At 69.5% G+C, this 26,379-nt stretch carries 20 protein-coding genes; 11 read left to right on the top strand and 9 right to left on the bottom strand.

Going from position 1 to position 26,379, the window contains the following annotated elements; genetic code table 11:
- The first annotated feature begins 25 nt into the window (after positions 1 to 25).
- Positions 26 to 1,738 carry an ATP-binding protein gene (locus BR39_RS0114455; RefSeq protein ID WP_156035774.1) on the top strand — a complete coding sequence of 571 codons (1,713 nt, stop codon included), beginning with the start codon at positions 26 to 28 and terminating at the stop codon, positions 1,736 to 1,738.
- A 57-nt stretch (positions 1,739 to 1,795) separates the two neighbouring features.
- Positions 1,796 to 2,464 (top strand): phytanoyl-CoA dioxygenase family protein, encoded by a 669-nt coding sequence (locus tag BR39_RS0114450; RefSeq protein WP_029913217.1) that lies wholly within the window; start codon positions 1,796 to 1,798, stop codon positions 2,462 to 2,464.
- Here the strand turns inward: BR39_RS0114450 and glyS are convergent.
- From glyS to BR39_RS0114430, 4 genes are all read right to left on the bottom strand, one after another.
- Complete coding sequence (gene glyS, locus BR39_RS0114445) at positions 2,461 to 4,635, bottom strand: glycine--tRNA ligase subunit beta (RefSeq protein ID WP_029913215.1); 2,175 nt, start codon at positions 4,633 to 4,635, stop codon at positions 2,461 to 2,463. The two genes, BR39_RS0114450 and glyS, sit on opposite strands and share 4 nt — an antisense overlap.
- Before the next feature lie 4 nt (positions 4,636 to 4,639).
- Positions 4,640 to 5,551, bottom strand: a complete 912-nt coding sequence (locus BR39_RS0114440) for a glycine--tRNA ligase subunit alpha (protein ID WP_029913212.1) — start codon at positions 5,549 to 5,551, stop codon at positions 4,640 to 4,642.
- A gap of 86 nt (positions 5,552 to 5,637) precedes the next feature.
- Positions 5,638 to 6,021, bottom strand: coding sequence for a hypothetical protein (locus BR39_RS0114435; RefSeq protein ID WP_029913210.1), 384 nt, complete (start codon positions 6,019 to 6,021; stop codon positions 5,638 to 5,640).
- 84 nt (positions 6,022 to 6,105) lie between these two features.
- Positions 6,106 to 6,456, bottom strand: coding sequence for a DMT family protein (locus tag BR39_RS0114430; protein ID WP_029913207.1), 351 nt, complete (start codon positions 6,454 to 6,456; stop codon positions 6,106 to 6,108).
- A gap of 322 nt (positions 6,457 to 6,778) precedes the next feature.
- On the opposite strand from BR39_RS0114430, the gene BR39_RS0114425 reads away from it, so the two are divergent.
- Together BR39_RS0114425 and BR39_RS0114420 are read left to right on the top strand one after the other, a co-directional pair.
- On the top strand, positions 6,779 to 7,117 hold the full coding sequence (locus BR39_RS0114425; RefSeq protein ID WP_007665036.1) for a P-II family nitrogen regulator: 339 nt from the start codon (positions 6,779 to 6,781) through the stop codon (positions 7,115 to 7,117).
- Positions 7,118 to 7,144: 27 nt separating this feature from the next.
- The gene (locus BR39_RS0114420; RefSeq protein WP_029913203.1) at positions 7,145 to 8,683 is read left to right on the top strand and encodes an ammonium transporter; all 1,539 of its coding nucleotides are present in this window, start codon (positions 7,145 to 7,147) and stop codon (positions 8,681 to 8,683) included.
- 818 nt (positions 8,684 to 9,501) lie between these two features.
- On the opposite strand, the gene BR39_RS0114415 is transcribed toward BR39_RS0114420, so the two are convergent.
- The 3 genes from BR39_RS0114415 to BR39_RS0114405 form a co-directional block, all read right to left on the bottom strand.
- Positions 9,502 to 10,383 (bottom strand): 4-(cytidine 5'-diphospho)-2-C-methyl-D-erythritol kinase, encoded by an 882-nt coding sequence (locus BR39_RS0114415; RefSeq protein WP_029913189.1) that lies wholly within the window; start codon positions 10,381 to 10,383, stop codon positions 9,502 to 9,504.
- A gap of 58 nt (positions 10,384 to 10,441) precedes the next feature.
- The gene (locus tag BR39_RS0114410; RefSeq protein ID WP_029913187.1) at positions 10,442 to 12,163 is read right to left on the bottom strand and encodes a M48 family metallopeptidase; all 1,722 of its coding nucleotides are present in this window, start codon (positions 12,161 to 12,163) and stop codon (positions 10,442 to 10,444) included.
- A gap of 104 nt (positions 12,164 to 12,267) precedes the next feature.
- Entirely contained in the window at positions 12,268 to 13,941 is a 1,674-nt protein-coding gene (locus BR39_RS0114405) for an electron transfer flavoprotein-ubiquinone oxidoreductase (RefSeq protein WP_029913183.1), read from the bottom strand.
- 173 nt (positions 13,942 to 14,114) lie between these two features.
- Between BR39_RS0114405 and BR39_RS0114400 the strand changes: the two genes are divergently transcribed.
- Both BR39_RS0114400 and BR39_RS0114395 read left to right on the top strand, forming a co-directional pair.
- Positions 14,115 to 14,936 carry a uracil-DNA glycosylase gene (locus tag BR39_RS0114400; protein ID WP_029913181.1) on the top strand — a complete coding sequence of 274 codons (822 nt, stop codon included), beginning with the start codon at positions 14,115 to 14,117 and terminating at the stop codon, positions 14,934 to 14,936.
- Between the two features lie 120 nt (positions 14,937 to 15,056).
- Positions 15,057 to 16,568: a lytic transglycosylase domain-containing protein gene (locus tag BR39_RS0114395; RefSeq protein WP_231499471.1), complete on the top strand. Its 1,512-nt coding sequence runs from the start codon at positions 15,057 to 15,059 to the stop codon at positions 16,566 to 16,568.
- 251 nt (positions 16,569 to 16,819) lie between these two features.
- Here BR39_RS0114395 and BR39_RS0114390 read toward each other — a convergent pair whose 3' ends face one another.
- Entirely contained in the window at positions 16,820 to 17,296 is a 477-nt protein-coding gene (locus BR39_RS0114390; protein WP_029913176.1) for a glycosyltransferase, read from the bottom strand.
- A gap of 89 nt (positions 17,297 to 17,385) precedes the next feature.
- On the opposite strand from BR39_RS0114390, the gene BR39_RS0114385 reads away from it, so the two are divergent.
- Positions 17,386 to 18,036 (top strand): HAD-IA family hydrolase, encoded by a 651-nt coding sequence (locus BR39_RS0114385; protein WP_029913172.1) that lies wholly within the window; start codon positions 17,386 to 17,388, stop codon positions 18,034 to 18,036.
- Here BR39_RS0114385 and BR39_RS0114380 read toward each other — a convergent pair.
- Complete coding sequence (locus BR39_RS0114380; RefSeq protein ID WP_029913169.1) at positions 18,033 to 19,139, bottom strand: PA0069 family radical SAM protein; 1,107 nt, start codon at positions 19,137 to 19,139, stop codon at positions 18,033 to 18,035. The two genes, BR39_RS0114385 and BR39_RS0114380, sit on opposite strands and share 4 nt — an antisense overlap.
- A 337-nt stretch (positions 19,140 to 19,476) precedes the next feature.
- On the opposite strand from BR39_RS0114380, the gene BR39_RS0114375 reads away from it, so the two are divergent.
- The 4 genes from BR39_RS0114375 (at position 19,477) to BR39_RS0114360 (ending at position 26,299) form a co-directional block, all read left to right on the top strand.
- On the top strand, positions 19,477 to 20,016 hold the full coding sequence (locus BR39_RS0114375) for a helix-turn-helix transcriptional regulator (protein ID WP_231499470.1): 540 nt from the start codon (positions 19,477 to 19,479) through the stop codon (positions 20,014 to 20,016).
- Between the two features lie 88 nt (positions 20,017 to 20,104).
- On the top strand, positions 20,105 to 21,082 hold the full coding sequence (locus BR39_RS0114370; protein ID WP_029913164.1) for a S1C family serine protease: 978 nt from the start codon (positions 20,105 to 20,107) through the stop codon (positions 21,080 to 21,082).
- Between the two features lie 300 nt (positions 21,083 to 21,382).
- Positions 21,383 to 24,661 carry a TonB-dependent receptor gene (locus BR39_RS0114365; protein ID WP_051695721.1) on the top strand — a complete coding sequence of 1,093 codons (3,279 nt, stop codon included), beginning with the start codon at positions 21,383 to 21,385 and terminating at the stop codon, positions 24,659 to 24,661.
- 84 nt (positions 24,662 to 24,745) lie between these two features.
- Positions 24,746 to 26,299 carry a tryptophan halogenase family protein gene (locus tag BR39_RS0114360; RefSeq protein ID WP_029913158.1) on the top strand — a complete coding sequence of 518 codons (1,554 nt, stop codon included), beginning with the start codon at positions 24,746 to 24,748 and terminating at the stop codon, positions 26,297 to 26,299.
- Positions 26,300 to 26,379 lie beyond the last annotated feature (80 nt).

Here is a 26,379-nt window from a genome sequence, read left to right as displayed (position 1 = left end):
CGCTCGATTGCGGGAGGGCGAACGCGTGGCGTACAGGTCGAAATGGCTGGACGACGGCATGGACACCGTCACGGTCACCTCGCTGCCGACCCTGGGACTTCGCCTGCTGGGCTCGGCCTTCTGCGTGGTCATGGCCGGCGTCAATCTCGGCTGGGCGGTCACCCTGCCCTGGACCGCCGCGATGGTGATCGCCGAGGTCTCAACCTGGATCACCGCCACGCCCCAGCGACGGGGCCAGCGTCCCACCGCCCGCCAACGGCTGCTCTATTTCCTGGCGGTGGCGTGGACCAACCTCGTCTGGTGGACCTATGTGCTGGGGCTATGGTTCCTGGGCGGCCCGGCCATGCGCGTGGCGGCGATCCTGCTGCTGATCGCCCAGATGATCCACGGCCAGGCCTTCGCCTCGCGCTCCAAGCCGATGTTCATCATGATGGGCGGCGGACCGGCCCTCCTGCTGGTGGTCCTGTGCGGCTTCTTCGCGGGCTTCAAGGGACAGGAGCAGGTCTTCGTCGCCCTGGGGGCGGCGATCTCAGCCGTCTACAGCCTGCGCGCCACCCTGGCCAACCGCCGGCAGGCCGAGCTGCTGGAGACCTCGCGCGCCGAGGCCGTCGCCGCCAACCAGGCCAAGTCCTCGTTCCTGGCCCTGATGAGCCACGAGCTGCGCACGCCGATGACCGGGGTGCTGGGCATGGCGCGCGCCCTGGAGCTGGAGCGGCTGTCGTCGCGCCAGACCCAGCAGGTGCGCATCCTGCGCCGCTCGGGCGAGGGCCTGCTGACCCTGCTCAACGACATCCTCGACCTGTCCAAGGTGGAGGCCGGCAAGCTGGACCTGGAAAGCCTGCCGTTCGATCTGGCCGCCGAGGTCGAGCAGGTCGGCGAACACTGGAGCCAGGCCGCCGAGGCCAAGGGTCTGCTGCTGACCTGCGTCCTGGAGCCGGCCGCTCCGACCTGGCTGCTGGGCGACCCGACCCGGCTGCGCCAGATCATGATGAACCTGCTGTCCAACGCCCTGAAGTTCACCGAGGCCGGCGAGGTCCAGCTGGCGGTGCGCGTGGCCGACGACGCCGACGGCGTGGCCAGGCTGAAGATCGCCGTCTCCGACACCGGCGCGGGCATGTCGGCCGCGGACCAGGCCCGCCTGTTCGACGCCTTCGCTCAAGCCGACGCCTCGGTGGCCCGGCGCTTCGGCGGCTCGGGCCTGGGCCTGGCTATCTGCCGTCGTCTGGCGCGGATGATGGGCGGCGACATCGCCGTGGACAGCCGCAAGGGGCTGGGCTCGACCTTCACCGTCGACCTGCGCCTGCCGCGCTGCGAACCGGCGCCGAAGCCCGCCGATACGACGGCGAGCCTCGACCTGACCGGCTGCCGGGTGCTGATCGTCGACGACAACGCCACCAACCGCATCGTCGCCCAGACCCTGCTGGAGGCCTTCGGCTGCGCGGTGACCACGGCCGAGGACGGCTTCGACGCCCTGGCCCGCCTGCGGATCCAGCGTTTCGACGCGGTGCTGATGGACATCCACATGCCGCGCATGGACGGCCCAGCCGCCCTGGCGGCGATCCGCGCCGGCGAGGCCGGCGACCCGGCCGTCCCGGTGGTGGCCCTGACGGCGGACGTCATGACCGCCAGCGTCCGGTCGCTGAAGGCTCTGGGTTTCGACGGCGTCCAGCCCAAGCCGATCGATCCCGAAGGCCTGGTGGCGGCCCTGGCGGGACTGCGGACGACGGCGGACGCCTAGGCCGGCGTCGCGCACGACTGGCGCGGAGCCGGCGCCACAGCTAGGCTTCGAGCGCCCATGACCGATCTCGTCACGCCCACAAAGGTCGCACCGCTCGAAGCCGCGCAGGCCGCCGCCCTCGACCGCGACGGCTATCTGCTGCTGCGCGGGGCCGTGCCCGAGGCCTGGCGCGAGAGCCTGCGCGCCGCCTTCGACGCCGGGGTGGGACCGCCGGAGCAATGGGCCGTGGCGCGCGGCGCGGGCTGGCGCCACGCCTTGCTCGACCTGGACCCCGTCGTGCAGGCGACCTGCCGCCTGCCGCCCCTGCTGGGTGCCGCGGCACGGATGCTGGACGGCCCGTTCTTCCTCAGCCAGGTCGAAGGCCGCGAGCCGTTGCCGGGCCAGGGCCACCAGGTCCTGCACCGGGACGGCGCGGGCCGGAAGGTCGTCTCGGCCTTGGTCTTCCTCGACGCCTACACGCCGGACAACGGGGCCACTCGGGTGGTCCCCCGTCCCCTCGATCAGGGCGAGCCGGACGAGACCCTGTCCCTCACCCTGTCGGGCGAGGCGGGCGACATCCTGGTGTTCGACGCCGACCTGCTGCACGGGGCGACGCTCAACCGCTCGGGCGCGCGGCGGCGCTCGCTGCTGCTGAGCTTCGTGCCCGAGGTCCATCGGGCCTCCGACGACGCCTGCCGGGCCATCCGCAGCGTGCGGATGGACACCAGCGAGGTCTTCGTCCCCTAGCCGCCGATCAGCGAGAAATCGGCCACCTGGCCCATGGCGTCGCGGACGGCGGCCAGGGTCTTCAGGCGGCTGTCGCGCTCGGCGGCGACGTCCGAATTGACGAACACGCCGTCCAGGAAGGCGTCGACCGGACCGCGCAGCCCGGCCAGCTCCTGCATGGCGGCGGTGAAGTCCTCGGCCTTCAGGGCGTCGGCCAGCGGCTGGCGCACCAGGCGCAAGGCGTCGTGCAGGGCGACCTCGGGCTCGGAGGCGTTGGGCAGGAGTTCCGCCTCGCCCTCGCCCTTCCAGCCCTTCTTCTCCTCGGCCTTGAGGATGTTGGACGCACGCTTGTAACCGGCCAGCAGGTTCTTGCCGTCGTCGGTCTTGAGGAACCCGTCCAGGGCCTCGACCCGGGCGACGATGCGCACCAGGTCGTCGTCGCCGAGCGCGAACACGGCGTCGACGAGGTCGTGGCGCTTGCCTTGGTCCTTGAGGGTAACCTTCAGGCGGTCGGCGAAGAAGGTCAGGAGCTCGGCGACCGCTTGATCGAGTTGGGCCTGCGCCACCGGATCCACTTCTCCGGAGAACTCGCTGTCAGGATAGACGCTGATGCCGATGGTACGCTTGGTGATGATGCCCGGGGCGGTGGGAACCGGTTGTCGGACCTCATGCGCCGCTTGCGTCCGAAGCCAGGCGATCGCCAGCGGGTCAGAGAGCGGAATGCGCACGCCCGTGAGAAGGATGCGGATCACGCCCAGCGCGGCGCGACGCAACGCATAGGGATCCTTCGACCCCGTCGGCTTCTCGTCGATGGCGAAGAAGCCCACCAGCGTGTCCAGCTTGTCGGCCAGGGCCACGGCCACGCTCAGCGGCGCGGTCGGGACGGCGTCCGACGGCCCCTGCGGCTTGTAGTGGTCGCGGATGGCGTCGGCGATCTCGGGGTCCAGGCCGGCGGCGCGGGCGTAGTAGCCGCCCATCAGGCCCTGCAGCTCGGGGAACTCGCCGACCATCTGCGAGGCCAGGTCGGCCTTGGCCAGGCGCGCGGCTTCCTTGGCCTTGGCGACGTCGGCGCCGACCAGCGGCGCGATCTCGCCGGCCAGGGCGACGATGCGCTCGACGCGCTGCGCCATGGTCCCGAGCTTGGCGTGGAAGGTCACGCCGTTCAGCTTCTCCAGCCACGGCTCGAAGCCGACCTTGACGTCCTCGTCCCAGAAGAACCTGGCGTCGGACAGACGCGAGCTCAGCACCTTGGCGTTGCCGGCGGCGATCACCGCCCCGCCGTCGGCCGACTGGACGTTGGCGATGGTGATGAAGTGCGGGGCCAGGCCGCCGGTCGCGGGGTCGCGGACCGCGAAGTACTTCTGGTGCGTGCGCATCGAGGTGCGGATCACCTCGCCGGGTAGGTCCAGGAACGCCGGGTCCATGTCGCCCAGCACCGGGGTCGGCCACTCGGCCAGGCCGGCGACTTCCTCCAGCAGGCCCAGGTCTTCGACCAGTTCCAGATTGCGGGCAAAGCACAGGGTCTTGCAGCCTTCCAGGATGCGCGCCTTGCGCTCCTCGACGTCCAGCACGACGAAGTGCTCGAGCAGGCCCTTGGCGTATTCGTCGAAGTCGCGCGCCTTGAACGGCTGGCCGCCCCAGCCGAAGCCCACGCGCATGAAGCGGTGGCCTTCGGTGATGTCGCCGGCCTCGATGCCCTCGATGGCGAACGGCACGACCTCGCGGTCGAAGACGCAGAGGATGCGCTTCAGCGGCCGCACCCAGCGCAGCTTGCTCGTGCCCCACGTCATCGACTTGGGCCACGGGAAGCCGCGGATGATCGCTTCCACCATCTCGGCGACGATCTCGGTGGTCGGGCGGCCGGTCTTCTCGATGAAGGCCATCCAGACGCCGTCGCGCTCGACCAGTTGGTCCTGGGTCAGGCCCGCCTTGCGCAGGAAGCCTTCCATGGCCTGGGGCGGCGCGCCGACGCGCGGGCCCTTCAGCTCTTCCTTGCGGTCGGCCTGGGCGATCGGCAGGCCCTCGACCACCAGGGTCAGGCGGCGCGGGCCGGCGAAGGTCTTCAGGGCCTCGGGCAGGAAGCCGGCGGCGGCCAGGTGCTCGCGCGCCATCCGCTCCAGGTCGCGCGCGGCGCCGGCCTGCATGCGGGCGGGGATTTCTTCGGAGAACAGTTCGAGAAGCAGTTGGGGCATGACTTTACGCGGCTTCCTGCTGCTCGACCCAGGCGCTGGCGCACAGCTTACAGAGGTCGCGGATGCGGCCGATGTAGCTGGCGCGCTCGGCGACGGCGATCGCGCCGCGGGCGTTCATCAGGTTGAAGAGGTGGCTGGCCTTCAGGACCATGTCGTAGGCGGGCAGCACCAGGGACTTGCCCTGGTACGAGCGGGCCAGCATCAGCGGCACCTGCTCTTCCATGTCCTCGAACTGGCGCTTGAGCACGGCCACGTCGTAGCCGTGGAAGTTGGCCTCCGACTGCTGGCGCTCGTTCTCCAGGAACACGTCGCCATAGGTCAGGTGGCCCAGCGGCGCGTCGGGATCGTTGAACGGCAGGTCGTAGACGTTGTCGACGCCGAACACGTACATGGCCAGGCGTTCCAGGCCGTAGGTCAGCTCGCCCGCCACCGGCGAGACGTCTAGGCCGCCCACCTGCTGGAAGTAGGTGTACTGGCTGACCTCCATGCCGTCGCACCAGACTTCCCAGCCCAGGCCCCAGGCGCCGACGGTGGGGTTTTCCCAGTCGTCCTCGACGAAGCGGATGTCGTGGGTGCGCAGGTCCAGGCCGATGGCCTCCAGCGAACCCAGGTACAGGTCCTGCATGTTCGGCGGGTTCGGCTTCAGGATCACCTGGTACTGGTAATAGTGCTGCAGGCGGTTGGGGTTCTCGCCGTAGCGGCCGTCGCCCGGACGGCGCGAGGGCTGGACGTAGGCCGCGTTCCAGGGCTTGGGACCGAGAGCCCGCAGCACCGTGGCCGGGTGCAGGGTCCCCGCCCCCACCTCGACGTCGTGCGGCTGCAGGATCACGCAGCCCTGGGCGCTCCAGTAGTCGTGGAGCGTCAGGATGAGGTCCTGGAAAGACCTCGGTTTTTCTTGGGTTTTCGCGGCGGGCATCAGGGTCCGAACAGGGCCAGAAAAAAGTCGGCGGACCATAGGGCCCGCCGACTGACGCTTCAAGCTCGTTGGGACCGCTGAAGGGCCTAGTTGCCCTTGGCGGCGGTGTGACGTCCGGCGTTCGACAGCGGCGCGCCGTAGAGCTTGCGGTTTTCCGGGGTGTCGGCGACCGGCTGGTTGGAGACCACGTTCGGGTCGCCGGCCTTCAGACCGGCCTGCTGCTCGGCCGGCATCGACGAGACGCGGCCGGCCGTGTCGGTCGCCGCGCCGGTCGGAGCCGTGGTCGACTCGGTCGTGGTGGTGGTCGTCGTGGTGGTGGCCGTCGGGTCGGCCGGCATCGTCTGGTCGGCCGGGGCGGCGGCGGTGGGGTCCGGGTTCACCGGCGCGCCGGCGGGGGCGGTGGACTGGGCCATGGCCACGCCGGACATCAGCGCCAGGGCGGCGGTGGCGGTAGCGATACGCACAAACATGGGGCTGATCCTTATTGAGGAAATACAGCCCAATCAGCGTCCAAAGCTTGAGTCCGTTGCGAGGATCACGGGTTCGTGAACGCTTTACTTGAAGAACATCACGATCGCCACGCCCACGAAGATGAAGCCGAAGCCGACCAGCGCCTTCCAGCTGATCGCCTCGCCCAGGAAGAACACCGAGAACAGCGTGAAGACGATCAGGGTGATCGCTTCCTGGCCGGTCTTCAGCTGAGCCGTCGTGTAGACTTGGTGGCCCAGCCGGTTGGCGGGCACGGCCAGCAAGTATTCCGGCAGGGCGATCAGCCAGCTGCTGAAGATGGCCACCAGCATCGTCGTCGAGCGATTCTTCAGATGGCCGTACCAGGCGAAGGTCATGAAGACGTTCGAGGCGATCAGCAGGCACCAGGGCGCGATCTTCAACCAGAGGGACGGCATGGGCGGCGGGAACTCCAAAACGCGATGCGGGGTCGGCGATTGTAAGCGCTTCGCGACAAGCTCGGCCACCCCGCCCTCCGCAGGGCGAAACGCCGCGTTTCCGTGCGCCCAACGTCCCTAATGCACGATTTTTAGGCGCCGCGCCCCTTTCACCGCCAAATCCCGACCACGCGACAGTCATGTCCGAAGCGCGACCGATAGCGTGAAACCCGCCGGGGAAACGACGAGGACCGCTGGGTCCGCGTCGCGGTGCGAACGAGCAACGCGCTCTAAAGCCAATTTCAAGGGGAGCCCGCGCAGTCGGCGGGTCGGAGCAAGGCGGATGAAACTGATCATAGCGATCGTCAAACCCTTCAAGCTCGACGAGGTCCGCGAGGCGCTCGTCGCCGCGGGCGTCGAAGGCCTGACCGTGTCCGAGGTCAAGGGCTACGGCCGTCAGAAGGGCCAGACCGAAATCTATCGCGGCGCGGAATACCAAGTGAACTTCGTGCCGAAAGTGAAGCTGGAAGCCGTGGTCGACGACGCGTCGGCCGCCAAGGCGGTCGAGGCGGTCAAGGCCGCCGCCGCCACGGGCAAGATCGGCGACGGCAAGATCTTCGTCCTCAATGTCGAGGAAGCCGTTCGCATCCGGACCGGCGAGACCGGCCCGGCCGCTCTGTAATTCGTCGGGGAAAAGGGGATACCAACGATGAGACTGACCTTTAAACCGCTGGCCGGGCTGATGCTCGCGGCGACCCTGGCGGGGGCCCCGCTGGGAGCCGTCGCCTTCGCTCAGGACACAGCGGCCCCGGCCGCCGCCGCGCCCGCCGAGGCCGCGCCGGCTCCCGCCGCCGCAGCGCCTGCCGCCGCCGCCCCGGCCCCCGCCGCGGCCGCTCCCGCCGCCATCGTCGACAAGAACGACAAGGGCGACAACGCGTGGATGCTCACGTCCTCGCTGCTGGTCCTGCTGATGATCCTGCCGGGCCTGGCCCTGTTCTACGGCGGCCTGGTCCGCTCCAAGAACATGCTGTCGGTGATGATGCAGGTGTCGACCGTCGCCATCATCGGCTTCGTCGCCTGGGTGCTGTGGGGCTACAGCTTCGCCTTCACCGACGGCGGCAGCTGGGACAGCTACGTCGGCGGCCTGAGCCGTCTGTTCCTCAAGGACGTGACCCCGGCCTCGAACGTCGCGACGTTCTCGACCGGCGTGGTGATCCCCGAGTTCACCTTCATCTCGTTCCAGGCGACCTTCGCCGCGATCACCGCCGCCCTCGTGGTCGGCTCGCTGGTCGAGCGCATGAAGTTCGCCGCCATCGTCGCCTTCGCGGTGCTGTGGCCCCTGCTCTCCTACTATCCGATGGCCCACATGGTCTGGTGGTGGCCGGGTCCTGACGCGATCGCCCAGGCTCCGACCGCGGCCGTCAAGTCGGGTCTGATCTGGGGCTTCGGCGCCCTGGACTTCGCCGGCGGCACCGTGGTGCACATCAACGCCGGTGTCGCGGCCCTGGTCGGCGCCCTGATCCTGGGCAAGCGCCAAGGCTACGGCAAGGAGCCGATGCCCCCGCACTCCCTGACCCTGACCCTGGTGGGCGCGGGTCTGCTGTGGGTGGGCTGGTTCGGCTTCAACGCCGGCTCCAACCTGGAATCGAACGGCTACGCCTCGCTGGCGATGATCAACACCTTCGTGGCCACCGCCGCCGCCGGTCTGTCGTGGATCCTCGTGGAGTGGGTCACCCGCAAGAAGCCGTCGGCCCTGGGCCTGGCTTCGGGCATCGTGGCCGGCCTCGTGGCCGTCACCCCCGCCGCCGGCTTCGCCGGTCCGATGGGTTCGGTCATCCTGGGTCTGGTCGTCTCGCCGATCTGCATCTTCTTCTGCTCGGTCGTGAAGAACGCGCTGAAGTACGATGACAGCCTGGACGCCTTCGGCATCCACGGCATCGGCGGCATCGTCGGCGCCATCGGCACCGGCATCCTGGTCAACCCCGTCATCGGCGGCGCCGGCATCGTCGACTACACCAGCTGCGGCAAGGACGGCGACCTGTCGACCTGCGACAACGCGGTCTACAACATGGGCACCCAGGTCCTGGCCCAGCTGAAGGGCGTCTGCGTCACCATCGCCTGGTCGGCCATCGCCTCGATCATCGTCTTCTTCGTGATCAAGCTGATCATCGGCCTGAAGGCTTCGCCGGAAGCCGAGGAAGAAGGTCTGGACATCTCCGAACACGGCGAACGCGCCTACCACAGCTAAGGCTGGGGAAGGCTCGAACCCCAGGTTCGGATCGGGAGGGCGCGGAAGCTTCGGCTTCCGCGCTTTTCTTTTTGGGGCGCGACGGATCGTCCTCACGCGGTTCACCGCTGAGTGGGTGGAAAGGGCTGCGGAGCGCCGGACATCGTCCGGAGTTTTGAAAAAGAATACCGTTTCGACGAAGCCCGATCGCTCCGCGCGGTCGTTATCCGGAAGCGCGACGGCGCTGAGTTCTATTGGAACCTCGCCGCCTTGAAGCCTCCGACGGGCGGGCTGGAGCAACGATCCCCAGTCCCGGACCGCGAGCGTCTCATCGCCCGCCTGCTGCTCAACCGGCCCCCATCCAACGCTGTATCCGTGTTCCGAGCCCAGCCGGCACCAGATGGATGGGGTTTGATCCTTTCGGACCGCCGAAGGAGCTTCCCGCTCGATCGCCCCCCGCCGCCGCATCGGTCGCTGGCCATGCGCCCTTTCCCGCGTCGAGGTGGAGCCATTATGCGGCCGCCGGGAAACCCTGCGGGGAATAAAGATTTAGCGCCGTGATTTCAGCGACTTGGCCGCCGCAGTGACGGGGACACGCACTCACGGCAAGGCCTCTGCCAGTCAATCAACGACCGTGGTGTGAGTGCGTGTCCCCTCCTTCGGCCGCGGCGTCACAGGATTAGACACCCAACTCAGCGGACGACTTGGGGGACACGCACTCACCCCAAGCGCCCTGCGAACCGGCGAACGCACGGTCGTGAGTGCGCGTCCCCGGCTTGGCTCGGCGCGAAACCTGGGGACACGCCCAAGGGCATGTCCCCGGCAGCATCCGTCGGCGCCTAGAACGGCCCGCCCAGGCGGCAGCGCTTGACCCACCAGTCCGGCCGCATCTGCTCGATCCGCTCGGCCAGGCCCTCGGCCTCGATGTCGCCGGCGCAGAGGGCGAAGCAGGTGGCGCCCGAGCCGGACATCCGGGCCAGCAGGGTCTCGGGTTCGTCGGCCAGCAGGTCCAGCACCTGGCCGATGCGCGGCTCCAGGGCCACGGCCGGGGGCTGCAGGTCGTTGCGGGTGAAGCCGGCCAGCCAGGCGCAAACCTCCTCGGCGCTCTCCAGCCCGTCCAGCATCGGCGGCGGCGCCTCGCCCTCGGGATGAACCGCCGCGTCGTAAGCGCGGTAGACCGCCCCGGTCGGCGACGGGACCAGCGGATTGACCAGGACGGCGTGCAGTTCCGGCAGGGCCGGCGCGGGCGACAGGCGCTCGCCCCTGCCCTCCGCCATCACCGGCGCGCCCCACAGGCAGGCCGCGCCGTCGGCGCCCAGGCTTCCGGCCACGGCTTCCAGTTCGGCGTCGGACAGCTCCGGGGCCAAGGCCCCGCGCAGCAGCCGCAACGCCGCCCCCGCGTCGCTGGAGCCCCCGCCCAGGCCGGCCGCGATCGGCAGGGCCTTGTCGAGGATCAGGCGGAACGGCGGGACCGGCCCGCCCAGCCGGGCGCGCAGGGCGTTCGCGGCCCGCACCACCAGATTGCCGTCGTCCAGCGGGATCTCGCCGCCGAACCGCCCCGTCGCCTCGAAGCTGGGCGCATCGGCCGCCTGCAGCCGGACCCGGTCGCCGACGTCGGCGAACAGCATCAGGCTGGAGATCGGGTGATAGCCCTCGGCGTCGGGACCACCGACGTGCAGGAACAGGTTGACCTTGGCCGGGGCGAAGGCGTCGAGGCGCATGGCGTGCCCTTGAAGCGTCTGGGAAGCGTCGGAGGGAAGCGTCTAGGAAATCGTCGGGCTACTGGCTGGAGGCCACCTTGGCCGGCGGACCGTCCAGGCCGTCCTTGAGCTTGGCCTCGGCCTCGGCCTTCTGCTTCTCGTCCGGCTCCAGGCTGAGCACCCGCTGCCACTGGTAGCGCGCCTCGACCTGGCGGCCGATGCGCCAGTAGGCGTCGCCCAGGTGGCCGTTGACGTCCGGGTCGCCCGGCTCCAGCTCGACGGCCTGCTCCAGCTTGGCCACGGCGGTCTTGTAGTCGCCCTGCCGGTAGTAGCCCCAGCCCAGGGAGTCGAGCATCGCGCCCGACTGCGGGCGGGCGTCGACGGCCTTCTGGACCATGGCGATGGCCTCGGGCAGGTGCACGCCGCGATCGATCCACGAATAGCCCAGATAGTTCAGCAGGTCGGGCTCGTCCGGGTTCAGCTTGACCGCCGTCAGCAGGTCGCGCTCGGCGTCCGGCCAGCGCCCGGCCCGTTCCAGCGAGATGCCGCGCATGTAGAGCAGCCGCCAATCGGGCTTGTCGCCCTCGCCGGCGATCAGCGGGTCCAGGGCGGCGGCCGACTCCGACCAGCGCTCGTTGGCCCGCAGCAGGTCGGCATAGGTGATCTGGGCGTCGCGGTCCTTCGGCGCGGCCACGGCGGACTGGTGCGCCAGGGCGACGGCCTTGTCCTTCTCGCCGCTGCCCTGGAGGCTCCAGGCCAGCTTCGACTGGGCGGCGACATAGCGCGGCGAGGTCGACGGCACCTTGGCGTAGGCCTCGCGGGCGCCGGCGTCGTCGTCGTCCTGGCCCAGCAGATCGCCGACCAGCAGCCAGGCGTCGTCGCGCTTGGGGTCCAGCCGCAGGGCCAGGCGCAGATAGGCCAGGCCGAACTGGCTCTGGCGCTCGCTGGCGAAGGTTGCGGCGCAGGCGACCAGCATGTGGGCCGCGCCCTGCTTGTCGGTCGGCATGGCCGGCGCGGGGCCGCGCGCCGCGGCGCGGGCCCGGGCCGTCCGCAGGCCCTGGTCGTCCGGATCGCGCGCCAGGGCCGCGTCGTACAGGGCCAGGGCCTCGGCCTGGCGCTTGCGGCGTTCCAGGAACGCGCCGTAGTCCTCGACGAACAAGGCGCGGGCGTTCTCGATCGCCATCAGCGCCTTGTAGTCGGTCTCGGCCTCGTCATAGCGCTTGGCGCGCTCGTACAGCCGCGCCTGGCTCAGCTGGCCGAAATACTGCACGAACCGGTCGCCCTGCAGCTCGGGACGCACCACCGCGCCGTTGGCGTCGCCCGCGGCGGCGGCCAGCCAGGGAGCCAGCAGGACGGCGGCGGGACGATGGGGGAAGCCCAGGGTCTCGGTCTTCAGCAGGGTCTGGGCGTCGCGGGCCTTGCCCACGGCCATCAGGTCGACCACCCGGGTCAGCACGCCCAGCCGGCGCACCTGCTCGTTGGCGTCGGTTCCCTGCGGCGCCAGGGCCGCGGCGCGCGACACGTCGCCGGCCAGCAGGGCGGCGGTGAACGCGCGGTCGGCCAGCACGCCCGGGTCTTCGCCCAGCTGCCGCGCCTCGTCGAAATAGCTCGCCGCCTGGGCGTTCGAGCCGTTCAGCAGGGCCGCCTGGCCGGCCAGGAACTGACCGTAGGCCGACCGGCTGGAGCCCCAGGCCGAGCCCATGGCGAGCTGGCCGCGCAGGTCCGGCCCGGGCGGCGCGGCGGCGCAGGCGCCCAGGGTCGAGGCGGCGAGAAGGGCGAGGAGAAGCTTGGTACGCGTCATATCCGCACCCTCATCGGTTTCCGGGCGGGCCGCAAGAAAAAGGCGCGGTCCGAAGTTCGAACCGCGCCTTAGACGTCCATCGGGGCCTTTCAAAGGCCCCTCTTCTACATGTTCGGGTAGGTCGGGCCGCCGCCGCCCTCGGGCGTGGTCCAGACGATGTTCTGCGACGGGTCCTTGATATCGCAGGTTTTGCAGTGGACGCAGTTCTGGGCGTTGATCTGGAAGCGCGGGTCCTGGCCCTGCTCGTTGTAGAGCACCTCGTAGACGCCCGCCGGGCAGTACAGTCGCGCCGGTTCGCCGTACTTGGGCAGGTTGACCGTGATCGGGATCGTCGGGTCCTTCAGCTTCAGGTGGGCCGGCTGGTCTTCCTCGTGGTTGGTGGCCGACAGGAACACCGAGCTCAGCTTGTCGAAGCTGATCACGCCGTCCGGCTTGGGATAGACCAGGGGCTTGTAGTCCTTGGCCAGGCCGGTCGACTCCGCGTCGGTCTTGTCGTGCTTCAGCGTGCCGAAGAACGAGAAGCCGCCCAGCAGGTGCGTGCACCACATGTCGAACATGCCGGCCGCGCCGCCCAGGAACGTGCCCAGCTTGCCCAGCAGCGGCTTGGCGTTGCGGACGACCTTCAGCTCCTTGGCCACCCACGAGCCTTCATAGGCGGTCTGGTATTCGATCAGCTCGTCGCTGGCCCGCCCTGCGCCGATCGCGGCGAAGGCCGCCTCGGCGGCCAGCATGCCGGTCTTGACGGCGTTATGGCTGCCCTTGATGCGCGGCACGTTGACGAAGCCGGCCGAGCAGCCGATCAGCACGCCGCCCGGGAAGGTCAGCTTCGGGACCGACTGATAGCCGCCCTCGGTGATGGCCCGCGCGCCGTAGGCGATGCGCTTGCCGCCTTCCAGGTGCGGCTTGACCGCCGGATGGTGCTTGAACCGCTGGAACTCGTCGAACGGCGACATCCAGGGGTTCTTGTAGTTGAGGTGCACCACGTAGCCGATGGACACGTAGTTGTCCCCGAAGTGGTACATGAAGCTGCCGCCGCCGGTCTTGTCGTCCAGCGGCCAGCCGGTCGTGTGCTCGACCAGGCCCAGCTGGTGTTTCTCGGGCGGCACCTGCCACAGTTCCTTGATGCCGATGCCGAACTTCTGCGGCGACTTTCCGGCCGACAGGTCGAACTTGGCGATCAGCTGCTTGGCCAGCGAGCCGCGCACGCCCTCGGCGATGAACACGTACTTGCCGTGCAGCTCCATGCCCGGCTGGTAGTCGGGCTTGTGGTGGCCGTCCTTGGCGATCCCGACCACGCCGACCACGACGCCCTTCAGCGAGCCGTCGTCGTTCCAGACCATGTCCGAAGCCGCGAAGCCCGGATAGATCTCGACGCCCAGTTCCTCGGCCTGGGCCGCCAGCCAGCGCGAGAGGTTGCCCAGCGAGCCGATGTAGCAGCCGTGGTTGTGCATGAACGGCGGCATGGCGAACATCGGCAGGGCCATGTCGCCCTGCGGGCCCAGCAGCCGGAAGCGGTCGGTCTTGACCGGGGTCTCCAGCGGCGCGCCGCGTTCCTTCCAGTCGGGGAACAGCTCGGCCAGGCCCTTGGGGTCGATCACCGCGCCCGACAGGATGTGGGCGCCGACCTCGGAGCCCTTTTCCAGCACCGCCACCGAAACCTCGGTCCCGGCCTGCGCCGCCAGTTGCTTGAGTCGGATGGCGGCCGAAAGGCCCGCCGGTCCGCCGCCGACGATGACGACGTCGTATTCCATCGACTCGCGTTCGAGCTCTTCGCTCATTGAGGTCTCCCGCCCGGGCGCACTCTGCCCGCGTTCTTTGCTGTTTGAGTCGAAGCTTATCGTGAGGTGACGCGGAGGTGGTCAAGAATAAACGAATGTTTTTTGCTGCGATGCAGCGTCAATCTTCAAGCGGCTGACGTGGCGGTGATCGGAGGATCGCGCTAAGAGACGGCATGGACCTCGCCGTCGATCCGCGCGCCGTGGAAAGCCTGCTCGCCTTCTGGGCCGACGCGGGCGTCGAGGCCTCGTACGCGGACGAGCCGATCGATCGCCTGGCCGAAGGCGCGGCGATGCTGCGCGCCCGCCGCGAGCCCCCGCCTCCGCCGCCCGTCGCCGCCGTCGTGGCTCCCGCCTTCGGACGCGGCCCGGACCTGGGCGCCGCCGTCGCCGAGGCCACGGCCCTGGCCGCCGCCTGCGCCGACCTGCCCGCCCTGGCCGCCGCCATCGCCGCCTTCGACGGCTGCCCGCTGAAGACCCAGGGCGCGCGCCAGGCCGTGGTGTCGCGCGGCCCGGCCGACGCGCCGCTGATGATCATCGGCGAGGCCCCCGGCGCCGACGAGGACCAGCAGGGCGCGCCTTTCGTCGGCCGCGCCGGCCAGTTGCTGGACCGCATGCTGAAGGCCGCCGGCCTGCTGGACCGCGCCTTCGTCACCAACACCGTGTTCTGGCGTCCGCCCGGCAACCGCACGCCGACCCCGCAGGAGCAGGCGATCTGCGCGCCGTTCCTGGAGCGGGCGATCCAGCTGGTCCAGCCCAAGATCCTGCTGCTGGTGGGCGGCGCCTCGGCCAAGAGCCTATTGAAGCGCGAGGAAGGCATATTGTCGCTGCGCGGCCGGTGGTTCGAGTGGACCTCCGCCGACGGCCAAACCGAGCTTCCGGCCTTGCCCACCTTGCATCCGGCGTTCCTGCTGCGGAAGCCCGACGCCAAGAAGAAGGCCTGGGCCGACATGCTGACGCTCAGCGAAAGACTTGATCGCCCCGAGCGTCCCAACTAGAGATTCGGACGACCAGTTGAACGGGACGCGTCGGGGAGCCTTTCGGGGCAAGGGCGCGGAAACGCATTGCAGCTTCTAGCTCGCCCTCTGGCCGTTTTCTCGGCCTTCGTGTTTTGCCTCATGGCCGCTTTCAGCGTCGCCGTGAGCGCCCATGCCTCGGCGCTCGAGCCGCTGTCGGACGCCGACGCCCGCTTCTATCGCGCCGCCTTCGCCGCCGCCGACCACGGTGACTTCGACGCCGCCGAGGCCGCGGCCGCCAACGCCCGCGACCGCAGCCTGCGGGGCCGGCTGGAATTCACCAAGATCATGCACCCCAACGCCTATTCGGCCAGCTATGACGAGCTGACCGACTGGCTGGCCGCCTATGGCGACCAGGCCGGGGCCGACCGGGTCTACACCCTGGCGGTCAAGCGCAAGCCGGCCCGCGCCGCCGCCCCGAAAATCCCGGCCCTGTTCGTGGCCGGCGCCAAGGGCCCCGCCCCGGCCGACAAGGCCCGCGCCGCCCGCGAGGCCTATTATTCCGGCGACGTGAAGAAGGCCCTGACCCTGGCCCAGGCCGCGAGCGAGCCATGGATCGCCGGCCTCTCCGCCTTCCGCCTGCAGGCCTACGCCCAGGCCCGGACCTATTTCGAACGGGTCGCCGACGACGAGAACCAGGACGAATGGCTGCGCTCGGCCGCCGCGTTCTGGGCCGCGCGCTCGGCCGCCTCGGGCGGCCAGGCCCGCGATGTCGAGGACCTGCTCAGCACCGCCGCCCGCGCGCCCAACACCTTCTACGGCATGATCGCCGCCCGCCAGCTGGCCCTGTCCGGCCTGGCCCTGGCCCAGGACGACCCGATCGCCGCCCTCCTGACCAAGGTCTCGTACGAGGGGCCGGACGTGGACTCGCTGGCCCGCCTGCTGGCCGCCGATCCCCGCGCCCGCCGCGCCGCCGCCCTGGCCCAGATCGGCCGCTGGGCCGAGGCCGGCCAGGAGCTGCGCGCCGGCCTGTCCCTGGCCAGCGACAACCCCAAGGCCCGCGGCGACTGGACCGACCTGGCCCTGGCCCTCAACGAGAAGGCCCCGCTGAACGCCGGCCGCGCGGTCAAGCGCGTGGGCGGCGAGGACTACCCCCTGCCCCCGCTGGAGCCCAAGGGCGGCTTCACGATCGACAAGGCCATGGTCTACGCCCTGGTGCGCCAGGAAAGCCGCTTCGACCCCTACGCCATGTCGGGCGCCGGCGCCGTGGGCCTGATGCAGCTGATGCCGGTGGCCGCCGCCCGCGCGGCCGGCGACGACAAGCTGCTGGCCGACACCACGCCGCTGTTCGACCCCAGCTTCAACCTGCGCGTCGGCCAGGACTACTTCACCTGGCTGATGGACCGGGGCCTGCAGAGCCCCGACCTGTTCCGCGCCGTGGCGGCCTACAACGGCGGCCCGGGCACCCTGATCAAGACCCAGGAACAGCTCGGCGGCGCCGACTGCGACCCGCTGCTGCTGATCGAGAGCCTGCCGGCCCAGGAAACCCGCAACTACGTCGAGAAGGTCATGGCCTCGTACTGGACCTATCGCAAGCTGATGGGCGCCGAGACCAAGACCCTGGATGCGGTGGCCAGCGGCGCGCGGGTGATCGACTTCCGGCTGGATCAGTAAGGGCTGAAACCCTCTCTCATAGAGAGAGGGAGGGGCCCGCCGCCGCAGGCGGTGGGAGGGTGAGAGGTTTCACCGCCCACCAGCAAATCCAGAGCGGCCGAGGCGCTTCAAAGCGCTCCTGATTTCTGCCGCAGATACAACGGTCCACATGTCATCGTCGTCAGCGCTTTGCTCTGAGAGATTATAACCTCTCACCCTCCCACCGCTTCGCGGCGGGCCCCTCCCTCTCTCAAAGAGAGAGGGCGAGTTCGCTAGACCTTCAGTCGAACGGCCCTGGGCTTCAACCGCCCCAGCAGCGCCTTCAGCGGCTCGCCGCCGGGCTTGAAGCCGCCGGCCGCCTCGACGGCCTCGCGCGACGCCAGGACCGCCAGCGGACGCCCGAACAGACCCGGAGCCGCGATCCAGGCCGGCTTGCCGCCGCCGCCCGCCAGATGCGCCTCGACCGGCGTGCGCCAGCCCTCGGGCAGGACCAGGCCCTCGCCCAGCGCCAGGATCCAGGCGCTCCTGGCCGCCGCGCAGCCGGCCGCCAGCCGCGCCCCGGCGTCGCCGTCGGCGCGCACCACCTTCGCCCCGCTGTCCTCGGCGATGTCGAGGGTGGCGTCGGTCGAGCCGGCGTCGGCGAACACCACCGCCTTGACCAGGCCGTCGACGGCGGCGGGCACCAGCAGGGGCAGGACGTGCACCAGGCGCGCGGCGCTGTTGCGGGTCGGCAGGACGACGGTGATCATGCGCCCTGCTTCCGATCCGGCGCGACGCCGGTCAAGCCGAGACTTGCCCGGACAAGACTTTGGACGGCGAAGCATGGCATAGCCCGTCCATGATCCCCGCCAAGACCTATGCCGCCTTCCTGTTCGACATGGACGGGACCGTGCTCGATTCCATCGCCGTGGCCGAACGGGTGTGGGGCGACTGGGCGCGCCGCCACGGCCTGGACGTCGAGGCCTTCCTGCCCACCATCCACGGCGTGCGGGCCGAGGAGACCATCCGCCGCCAGAACCTCGCCGGGATCGACATCGCCCTCGAGACCCTGGCGATCCTGCGCGCCGAGGTCGCCGACGTCGAAGGCGTGATCCCAATCCCGGGGGCGGAAGCCTTCCTGCGCACCCTGCCCGCCGACCGCTGGGCCGTCGTCACCTCGGCCCAGCGCGAACTGGCCCTGCGGCGTCTGGAGGCCGCCGGCCTGCCGGTTCCCGCCGTGCTGATCACCGCCGAGGACGTGTCGCACGGCAAGCCCGCCCCGGACGGCTACGCCCTGGCCGCCCGGCGGCTGGGTGTGGCGGCCGAAGCCTGCCTGGTGTTCGAGGACGCCCCCGCCGGCCTGCTGGCGGGCGAGGCGGCCGGCGCCGACGTGATCATGATTACCGCCACCCACCGCCACCCGCTCGACCTGGACCATCCGGCCATCGCCGACTATTCGGGCGTCCGGGTCTCGGCGGCGGCGGACGGCCTGCGCCTGGCCCAGGCCTAGAACAGCGACAGCTGATCCCCGGCCTTGGGCGGCACGGCGAACTGGGTCAAGTCCAGCGGAGGCAACTTGCGGTCCAGGCCGAACTTCGCCCGCGCCAGGTGGAACCTCTGGCTCATCACCTGGGCGACGGGCCCCTCGCCCGTCATCCGCTTGCCCCATTCGGAGCTGTAGGCCGCCCCGCCGCGCATCTGGCGGACCAGGGACATCACCCGCCGGGCCCGGTCGGGATGCTCGGCCGCCAGCCATTCCTCGAACAGGTCCTTGATCTCCAGCGGCAGGCGCACGGCGACATAGCCGGCCGTGGTCGCCCCGGCCGCGGCGGCGGCCTCCAGCACGCCTTCCATCTCGTGGTCGTTCAGCGACGGGATCGAGGGGGCGAACATCACCGTGGTCGGCACGCCCGCCGCCGCCAGCTGGCGCACGGCGTCGATCCGCCGCCCGGGCGTCGAGGCCCTGGGCTCCATGCTGCGCGACAGACGGTGGTCCAGGCTGGTGATCGACACCGCCGCCCGCGCCAGCCCCGCCTGGCCCATCGGCCCCAGGATGTCGAGATCGCGGGTGATCAGGTTCGACTTGGTGATGATCGTGAACGGGTGGCGGAAGCGGGCCAGCGTCTCGATCACCGCCCGCGTCACCCGCAGCTGGCGCTCGTCGGGTTGGTAGGGATCGGTGTCGCCGCCGATATGGATCACCTTGGGGACGTATTTCGGCTTGGAGAGCTCGCGCTCCAGCAGCTTGCCCGCCTCGGGCTTGAAATAGATCTTGGTCTCGAAATCCAGGCCGGCCGAATGGCCCAGATAGGTGTGGGCCGGCCGGGCGTAGCAGTAGATGCAGCCGTGGCTGCAGCCGCGATAGGGATTGATCGAGCTTTCGAAGCCCACGTCGGGGCTGTCGTTGCGGGCGATGATCGTCCGCGACTTCATCGGCTGGAGCGTGGTGGCGATCTGGGCCGGTTCCTCCTCCTCGCCCCAGCCATCGTCGAAGGCCTCGCTGACCTGGGACTCGAAACGGCCCGTGCGATTGGACTTGGCCCCGCGCCCCCGCGCCCCTTCCCTGAGACCGGCGGACGGCGGGTGACCGGGGAGATTGGCGGGAGCGACCATGGCCCGATCATGAACCGCCAACGAGAACAATTCAAGAACATAGACAACGACGACTGACGGGCGTCCGCGCGCCGGGGCTCCTTGCCCAAAGCGTCATCAATTGTTCAAAAACATCGCAGTTCGAAATCGAAGTCCGAGAAACCGGAACCCGCCCGGACGCCGCCCGGCGGGACAGTAGGCGACAAATCACGACGGTTTTCGAAACTTGCTAACAGCTAAGCTTTAACCTGCACCATTGCGGCTTCTCATATCCAATGCTAGCAAAACCGGAACTGGACCTGGGGTGAACACCCGGGAATGGTTCTGAAGAAGAGGTGGCGAGCTGGACATGACTTCCATGAACGCGAACCAAACCTCCACCCTGCCCCGCGACCAGACCCTGATGCTGGCGCGCCTGGTCACCGACGCCTCTCGCGCCTTCGATCGCGATCCCGACGCGGCGCGGGAGCTGATGCATCGCGCCAGCCAGCTGCTGGAAGCCGAGGTCCAGCGCCTGACCCGCGACCAGCAGACCGGCAAGCTGGCGCCCTGGCAGGTGCGGACGGCGACCGACTTCATCGACAGCAACAGCGACCGCAACCTGCAGGTCCGCGACGTGGCCGCCGCGGTCCGCCTGAGCCCCAGCTACTTCTCCCACGCCTTCAAGGAGAGCTTCGGCCAGTCCGCCAAGAGCTACATCATCGAGCGGCGCATCACCCGGGCCAAGCAGCTGATGCTGACCACGCACGACAGCCTGGCCCAGATCGCCCTGGCCTGCGGCTTCTCGGACCAGGCCCACTTCTGCCGGTCCTTCGGCGGGCTGGTGGGCCAGCCGCCCAGCCGCTGGCGCCGCAGTCGCCAGGAGCGCCCCACGGACCTGTCCGCCCTGGCCGCCTGAAGACCCGCCGTCGGCCGCGCCTCTTCGCCCTCGCCTCTTGTTCGCGCCGCGCCACGCCCCAGATTTGAGTCTCCTAGAGGAGATCGACTTGTCTTCACCGTTCCAGGGGCATGAGGTCGAAGCGCGGCTGCGGCCCGCCGCCAGCGCCTACGCCTTCGACCTCGATCACGCCCTGTCCAGCGTCGTCGCCCTGGAGTCCAAGGTCCCGGCCGACGCCTTCACCGCGCGCATCCTGGGAACCGAGCGGCTGGGGAACGGCGTGGTGATCAGCGAAGGCGGCCTGGTGCTGACCATGGCCTATCTGATCACCGAGGCCAGCGAGGTGGTGCTGACCCTCAACGACGGCCGGCGCGTCCACGCCCACGTGCTGGGCTTCGACGGCCAGACGGGACTGGGCCTGGTCCAGGCGCTGGAGCCCCTGGGCCTGCCGGCGCTGCGCCTGGGCACCTCAAAGGTCCTGGAGCCGGGCAGCCCGGTGATCATCGCCGGCGCCGGCGGACGCGCCCACGCCGCCGCCGGCCGCGCCCTGACCCGCATGCCCTTCGCCGGCTATTGGGAATACCTGCTGGACGAGGCGATCATCACCGAGCCGGCCCATCCCCACTGGAGCGGCGCGGCCCTGATCGGTCCCAAGGGCGAACTGGTCGGCGTCGGCTCGCTCAGCCTGTCGGGACAGTCGCAGGACGGCGTGGCCAAGCCCATGAACATGTTCGTCCCCGCCGAACTGCTGCCGCCGATCCTGGACGACCTGGCGCGCGGCAAGCCGGCCCATCCGCCCCGCCCCTGGCTGGGCGTCTTCGCCCAGGAGACCGAATCCCAGGTCATCCTGGTCGGCGTGTCGCCGGGCAGCCCCGCGTCCCGCGCCGAACTGCGGGCCGGCGACCTGATCCTGGCCGTCGACGGCGACGAGGTCTCGGACCTGACCGAGTTCTACACCGCCCTCTGGGACCAGGGCCCGGCCGGCGTCACCATCGCGCTGCGCATCCAGCGCGAGCAGGACGTGTTCGAGGTCGAGATCCGTTCGGTCGACCGCAACGCCCTGCTGAAGAAGCCCCGCCTCAACTAACCGGGCCGCCGGGCCGGCCAAGCTCGCGCGGCCGCCGATCCTCCTGGATTCCGTTCTCGCCCCACCCGGCGTCGCCCCCTCGACGACGTCCGCCGGCGCACGTCCGTGCAACCGCACGAAACCACGCTCGCGATTGTTGAATGTTATGGCTTGTACGACAAATCGCGCCGGTTTAATAAAACAAGTTAATTAAAGTGTGTTTCCCGACGCAGGGACGGCGACTGACCGCCCAACCCCGCGTCGAGACGAAAACACCGGCGAGCACAGCCCAAAAGGGCGTGCTGATTTGGGAGAGGGAACGTGAACAAGAAGAAGATGTTGCTGGTCTCGACCGCGACGATGGTCTGGGCGACCGGCCTGCTCGTGGCGTCGGCGCAGGCCCAGACCAGCGGGGGCGCGACCAAGGATTCGCCCGAAGAGATTTCCGAGGTCATCGTCGTCGGCCAGCGCAAGGCCCTCCAGACGGCGCAGGACCTGAAGAAGAACTCCGAGCAGATCGTCGATTCGATCACCGCCGTGGACATCGGCGGCCTGCCCGACCGCTCGGTCACCGAGGCGCTGCAGCGCATCCCCGGCGTGACCATCGGCCGGACCAACCAGCCCCGCGACGTCGACCGCCTGAACGCCGAAGGCTCGGGCATCCAGATCCGAGGCCTGACCTGGGTCCGCTCGGAACTGAACGGCCGGGACGCCTTCTCGGCGCGCGGCGGCCGGGCCATCTCGTGGGAGGACGTGACCCCCGAACTGTTCTCGGGCGTGGACGTCTACAAGAACCCGTCGGCCGACATCGTCGAGGGCGGCCTGGGCGGCACGGTGAACCTGCGCACCCGCATGCCGTTCGACAGCAGCAAGCGCCAGCTGGCCTTCTCGGCCGACTACACGCGCGGCGACCTGCGCAAGGAAGGCACGCCGTCGGGCAGCTTCCTCTACAGCGACCGCTTCGACACCCCCGACGGCGGCGAGTTCGGCGTGCTGCTGAGCGTGTCCAGGTCCAAGCTGAAGACCGCGGTCAACACCATCGCCGTCGACCCGTACGACGCCCACGGCGTCGGGGTCCAATCGTCCTACGACGGCGGCGACACGTTCAACTTCAACGGCGACAACTCGATCGCCGGCCAGCCGCTGTCGCGCGTGTTCGTGCCGGTCGGCGTGCAGTACCGCAACAACCTGCAGGACCGCGAGCGCGAGGGCTACAATCTGGCCTTCCAGTACCGGCCCAACGACAACCTCGAACTCTACCTGACCCTGTTCCGCACCGAGGCCAAGCAGACCTTCCAGGACCGTTTCGCCCAGACCTCGGCCTGCTGCTCGGCGACCAACAACCAGTCGTTCGTCGTGGGCCCGGCCGCCGGCACGGCGTTCACCTACGACGCCGACGGCAACTTCCTGAAGGGCCAGCTGGTCGACGGCGGCGGCGGCGGCAACGGCGTGTCCAACTCGTTCCTGCTGAACCTGGGCACCCGCTACGGCGTGGTCGAGGACAACACCAACGACATCTCGACCGGCTTCAGCTGGACCAACGACCGGTTCCTGGTGACCGGCGACCTGCAGTACATCTACTCGCACCGCGAGGGCACGGACCTGACGGTGTACAACACCGTCACCCTGCCGGGCGGCTTCGGCCTGGACCTGACCGGCGACATGCCGAAGATCACGATGGCCAACGCCACCAGCACACCCTCGCTGTTCAACCTCTACGCCGCGATGGACCACATCGACGACAACGACGCCCGGGAATACGCGGGCAAGTTCGACGTCACCTACAGCTTCGACGACGACTCCTTCATCAAGGACGTCAAGGTGGGCGTCCGCGCCACCTCGCGCGACGCCACCTCGCGCGACGCCGGCTACAACTGGAACCTGATCTCGGCGCCGTGGGCCACGCGGGTGACCGCGACGGCCGACAAGTACACCCAGCACCAGGACACGGTGGCCTTCGACAACTTCTTCAAGGGCGACCTGTCGGTTCCCGGCCTGATCCTGCCGGCCTTCGATCTCGCGAAGAGCCCGACCGAGCTCTACAAGTACCTGAACGAGGTGGTCTGGAACGGGCCGATCCCCGGCGGCGGCCCGGCCTATAACGACGGCGAGTACGGCTACTATCCGCCGGGCGGCCCCAACGGCACGATCCCGTCGTGGTCGCCGGCGGGCGGAACCTACAGCCCGTTCAAGCAGGGCACCATGATGAGCTACACGCCCATCTGGGCCCGTCCGAGCGGCGACATCAGCTACTGGCGTCCGCTGGGCGACGTGAACGCCGCCTTCGGCAACTCCGGCGGCCGCGGCGTCAACCGCCAGTGGGAAGACACCCTCGCGCTCTACGGCAAGGTCCGCTTCGGCAGCGACCTGGACGCCAGCTGGGGCGGCGAGCAGATGAGCTGGGACGGCAACTTCGGCCTGCGCGTCGTCAAGTCCAAGGTCGAGGGCCACGGCTACGGCACGGTCGGCTATATCGACCCGGGCCAGAAGCGGTTCGCCTCGTCCACGGCAGCCGCCAAGATCGACTTCGCCGACGGCCAGCCCTTCACCTCGGTCGGCGGCAGCGAATACACCGACGTCCTGCCCAGCCTGAACCTGCGCCTGAAGGCCAGGCCCAACGTCTTCCTGCGGTTCGCCGCGTCGAAGAACATCGTGCGGCCCGACTTCTACCAGCTGGACCCGTCGGTCAACATGTCGGCCACGCTGCAGTCGCGCAACGCGACGGTGGCGGACAACATCATCAACCCGGTCACGGGCGCGCCCTACACCCAGGCCCAGCTGGACACCGCCGCGGCCGGCGGCTCGGCCGTGCAGTACCACACGGACGTCGCCTTCGGCTTCTACTCGGGCAATCCGAACCTGAAGCCGATGCGCGCCAATTCGTACGACCTCTCGGGCGAATGGTACTTCCAGGGCGGCGGCATGGTGTCGGTGGGCGTCTTCCGGAAGGACGTCTACGACTACATCCAGTCCGCCCAGACCTTAATGACCGTCACCAAGGACAACGGGGAGTCGGTCCAGGCCGTCGGCACCGTGCCCCAGAACATGGGCCACGGCAAAATCTCCGGCGTGGAGATGCAGTATCAGCAGTTCTTCGACTTCCTGCCGGGTCCGCTGGCCGGGCTGGGCACGGAGCTGAACGCGACGATCCTGGACAGCAAGGGCACGCAGAACGCGTCCAGCAGCGTGACCGACTCGTCGCAGATCATCGCCTCGAAGCTGGACCTGCCGCTGGAGCAGCTGTCGCGCTACACCTACAACGCGACCCTGCTCTACAGTAAGTACGGCATCGACGCCCGCCTGGCCTACAACTGGCGCTCGCGCTACCTGATGAGCGCCTCGGCCTCGAACCTGATGGTCCCGGTCTATGCCGACGACTACGGCCAGCTGGACGGCTCGCTGCTGTACTCGGTGACCCCGCGGATCAAGGTGGGCGTCCAGGGCGTGAACCTGCTCAACGCCAAGACCGTGCTGGAGATGGACCAGCGGGATTCCTGGTACCTGGGCACGCAGGGGAACTTCTCCAAGTCCCTGGTCGCCAAGCACAGCTGGTCGGTGAGCGATCGACGTCTGTCGTTCATCGTCCGCGGGACTTTCTAGTCCCCAGCTGATCTTCTGCTCCAAAGCGGCCCCGCCGGCGCCACGCCGGCGGGGTTCGACTCAAACGAGACCAAGCAGGCGCCCATGGGAAACCCCGGGAAAATCTCGCACCTCGTGATCGTCGGCGGCGGCACGGCCGGATGGATGTCGGCCGCCTTCTTCTCCAAGGTCTTCACGCCCCAGCAGATGAAGATCACCCTGGTGGAGTCGGCCGAGATCGGCACGGTGGGCGTCGGCGAGGCGACCATCCCGCCGATCACCTTCTTCAACGAGGTGGTGGGCGTCGACGAAGGCCGGATGCTGGCGGCCACCGAAGGCTCGTTCAAGCTGGGCATCGAGTTCGTCGGCTGGGGCGACCCCGCCGGGCGCTACATGCACCCCTTCGGCAACTACGGCACGCCGATGGACGGCGTGTCGTTCCACGCCTACTGGCTGCGCGCGCGCAAGCACGGCTACAAGGCCGAGCTCCACGAGTTCTCGCTCAGCGACCTGGCGGCCAAGGCCGGCAAGTTCGACTGGCGCTCGGAAGATCCCCGCGATCCCCGCTCGGCCATGGCCCACGCCTATCACTTCGACGCCTCGCTCTACGCCAAGCTGCTGCGCGAGGTCGCCGAGGAGCGGGGCGTGCGGCGGCTGGAGCGGACCATCCGGGGCGTGACCCTGGACCCGCTGGACGGCACGATCGCCGCCCTCGCCCTCGACGACGGCGAGACCCTGGCCGGCGACTTCTTCATCGACTGCTCGGGCTTCCGGGCTCTGCTGATCGGCGGTGCGCTGGGCGTGGGCTACGACGACTGGTCGAACTACCTGCCGGCCGACCGCGCCGTCGCCGTCCCGTCGGCGCGGTATGAGGACCCCATCCCCTACACCCGCGCGATCGCCGACAAGGCCGGCTGGCGCTGGCGCATCCCGCTGCGACACCGGACCGGCAACGGCTATGTCTATGTCAGCGACCACATCGGCGACGACGAGGCGGCCGACGTCCTGCTGGCCAGCCTGGCGCGCGAGCATCCCGACAACAAGGTCCTGGCCGACCCGCGCTTCCTGCGGTTCGCCACCGGCCGGCGCAAGGCGTCGCGCTTCAAGAACTGCGCCGCCATCGGCCTGTCCAGCGGCTTCCTGGAACCCCTGGAGTCGACCTCGATCCACCTGATCCAGCACGGCCTGATCAAGCTGGCCGGCAGCTTCCCCCTGGCCAAGGACGATCCGGCCGCCGCGGGGATCTACAACCGGATCATGGGCGAGGAGATGGAGCAGATCCGGGACTTCCTGATCTACCACTACCACGCCAACGGCCGGGTCGGCGAACCGCTGTGGGACCGGCTGCGCCACATGCCCGTGCCGGATTCGCTGCGCGAGAAGATGGAGCTGTTCCGCACCCGCGGCGCGACGATCTTCCCCAACCAGACGATCTTCCAGGAGCCGAACTGGCTGGCGATCATGATCGGGCAGTCCGGGGAGCCGGAAGCCTACGACCCGCTGGCCGACCTGATGGACGAGCGCCTGCTGGCCGAGCGTCTCCATCATCTGCGCGTCGCCTGCCATCAGGCCGCCGCCCGCATGCCCAGCCACGCCCGCGCGCTCGAACGCTTCGCCGTCGACAGCCGTAAGGCCACGGCCGACGCCCCGGCCGCCTAGGCGTCGCGTCGCACGGCGCGACCCGGGTCGTTTCGCCCCTCGAAGGGTTGAGGCTGGTCCCGGAACCTAAGCGGAGCCAT

It is taken from the genome of Caulobacter sp. UNC358MFTsu5.1, from assembly GCF_000712075.1.
Taxonomy (GTDB): domain Bacteria; phylum Pseudomonadota; class Alphaproteobacteria; order Caulobacterales; family Caulobacteraceae; genus Caulobacter.
This window is presented reverse-complemented; position numbering and strand designations above follow the sequence as displayed.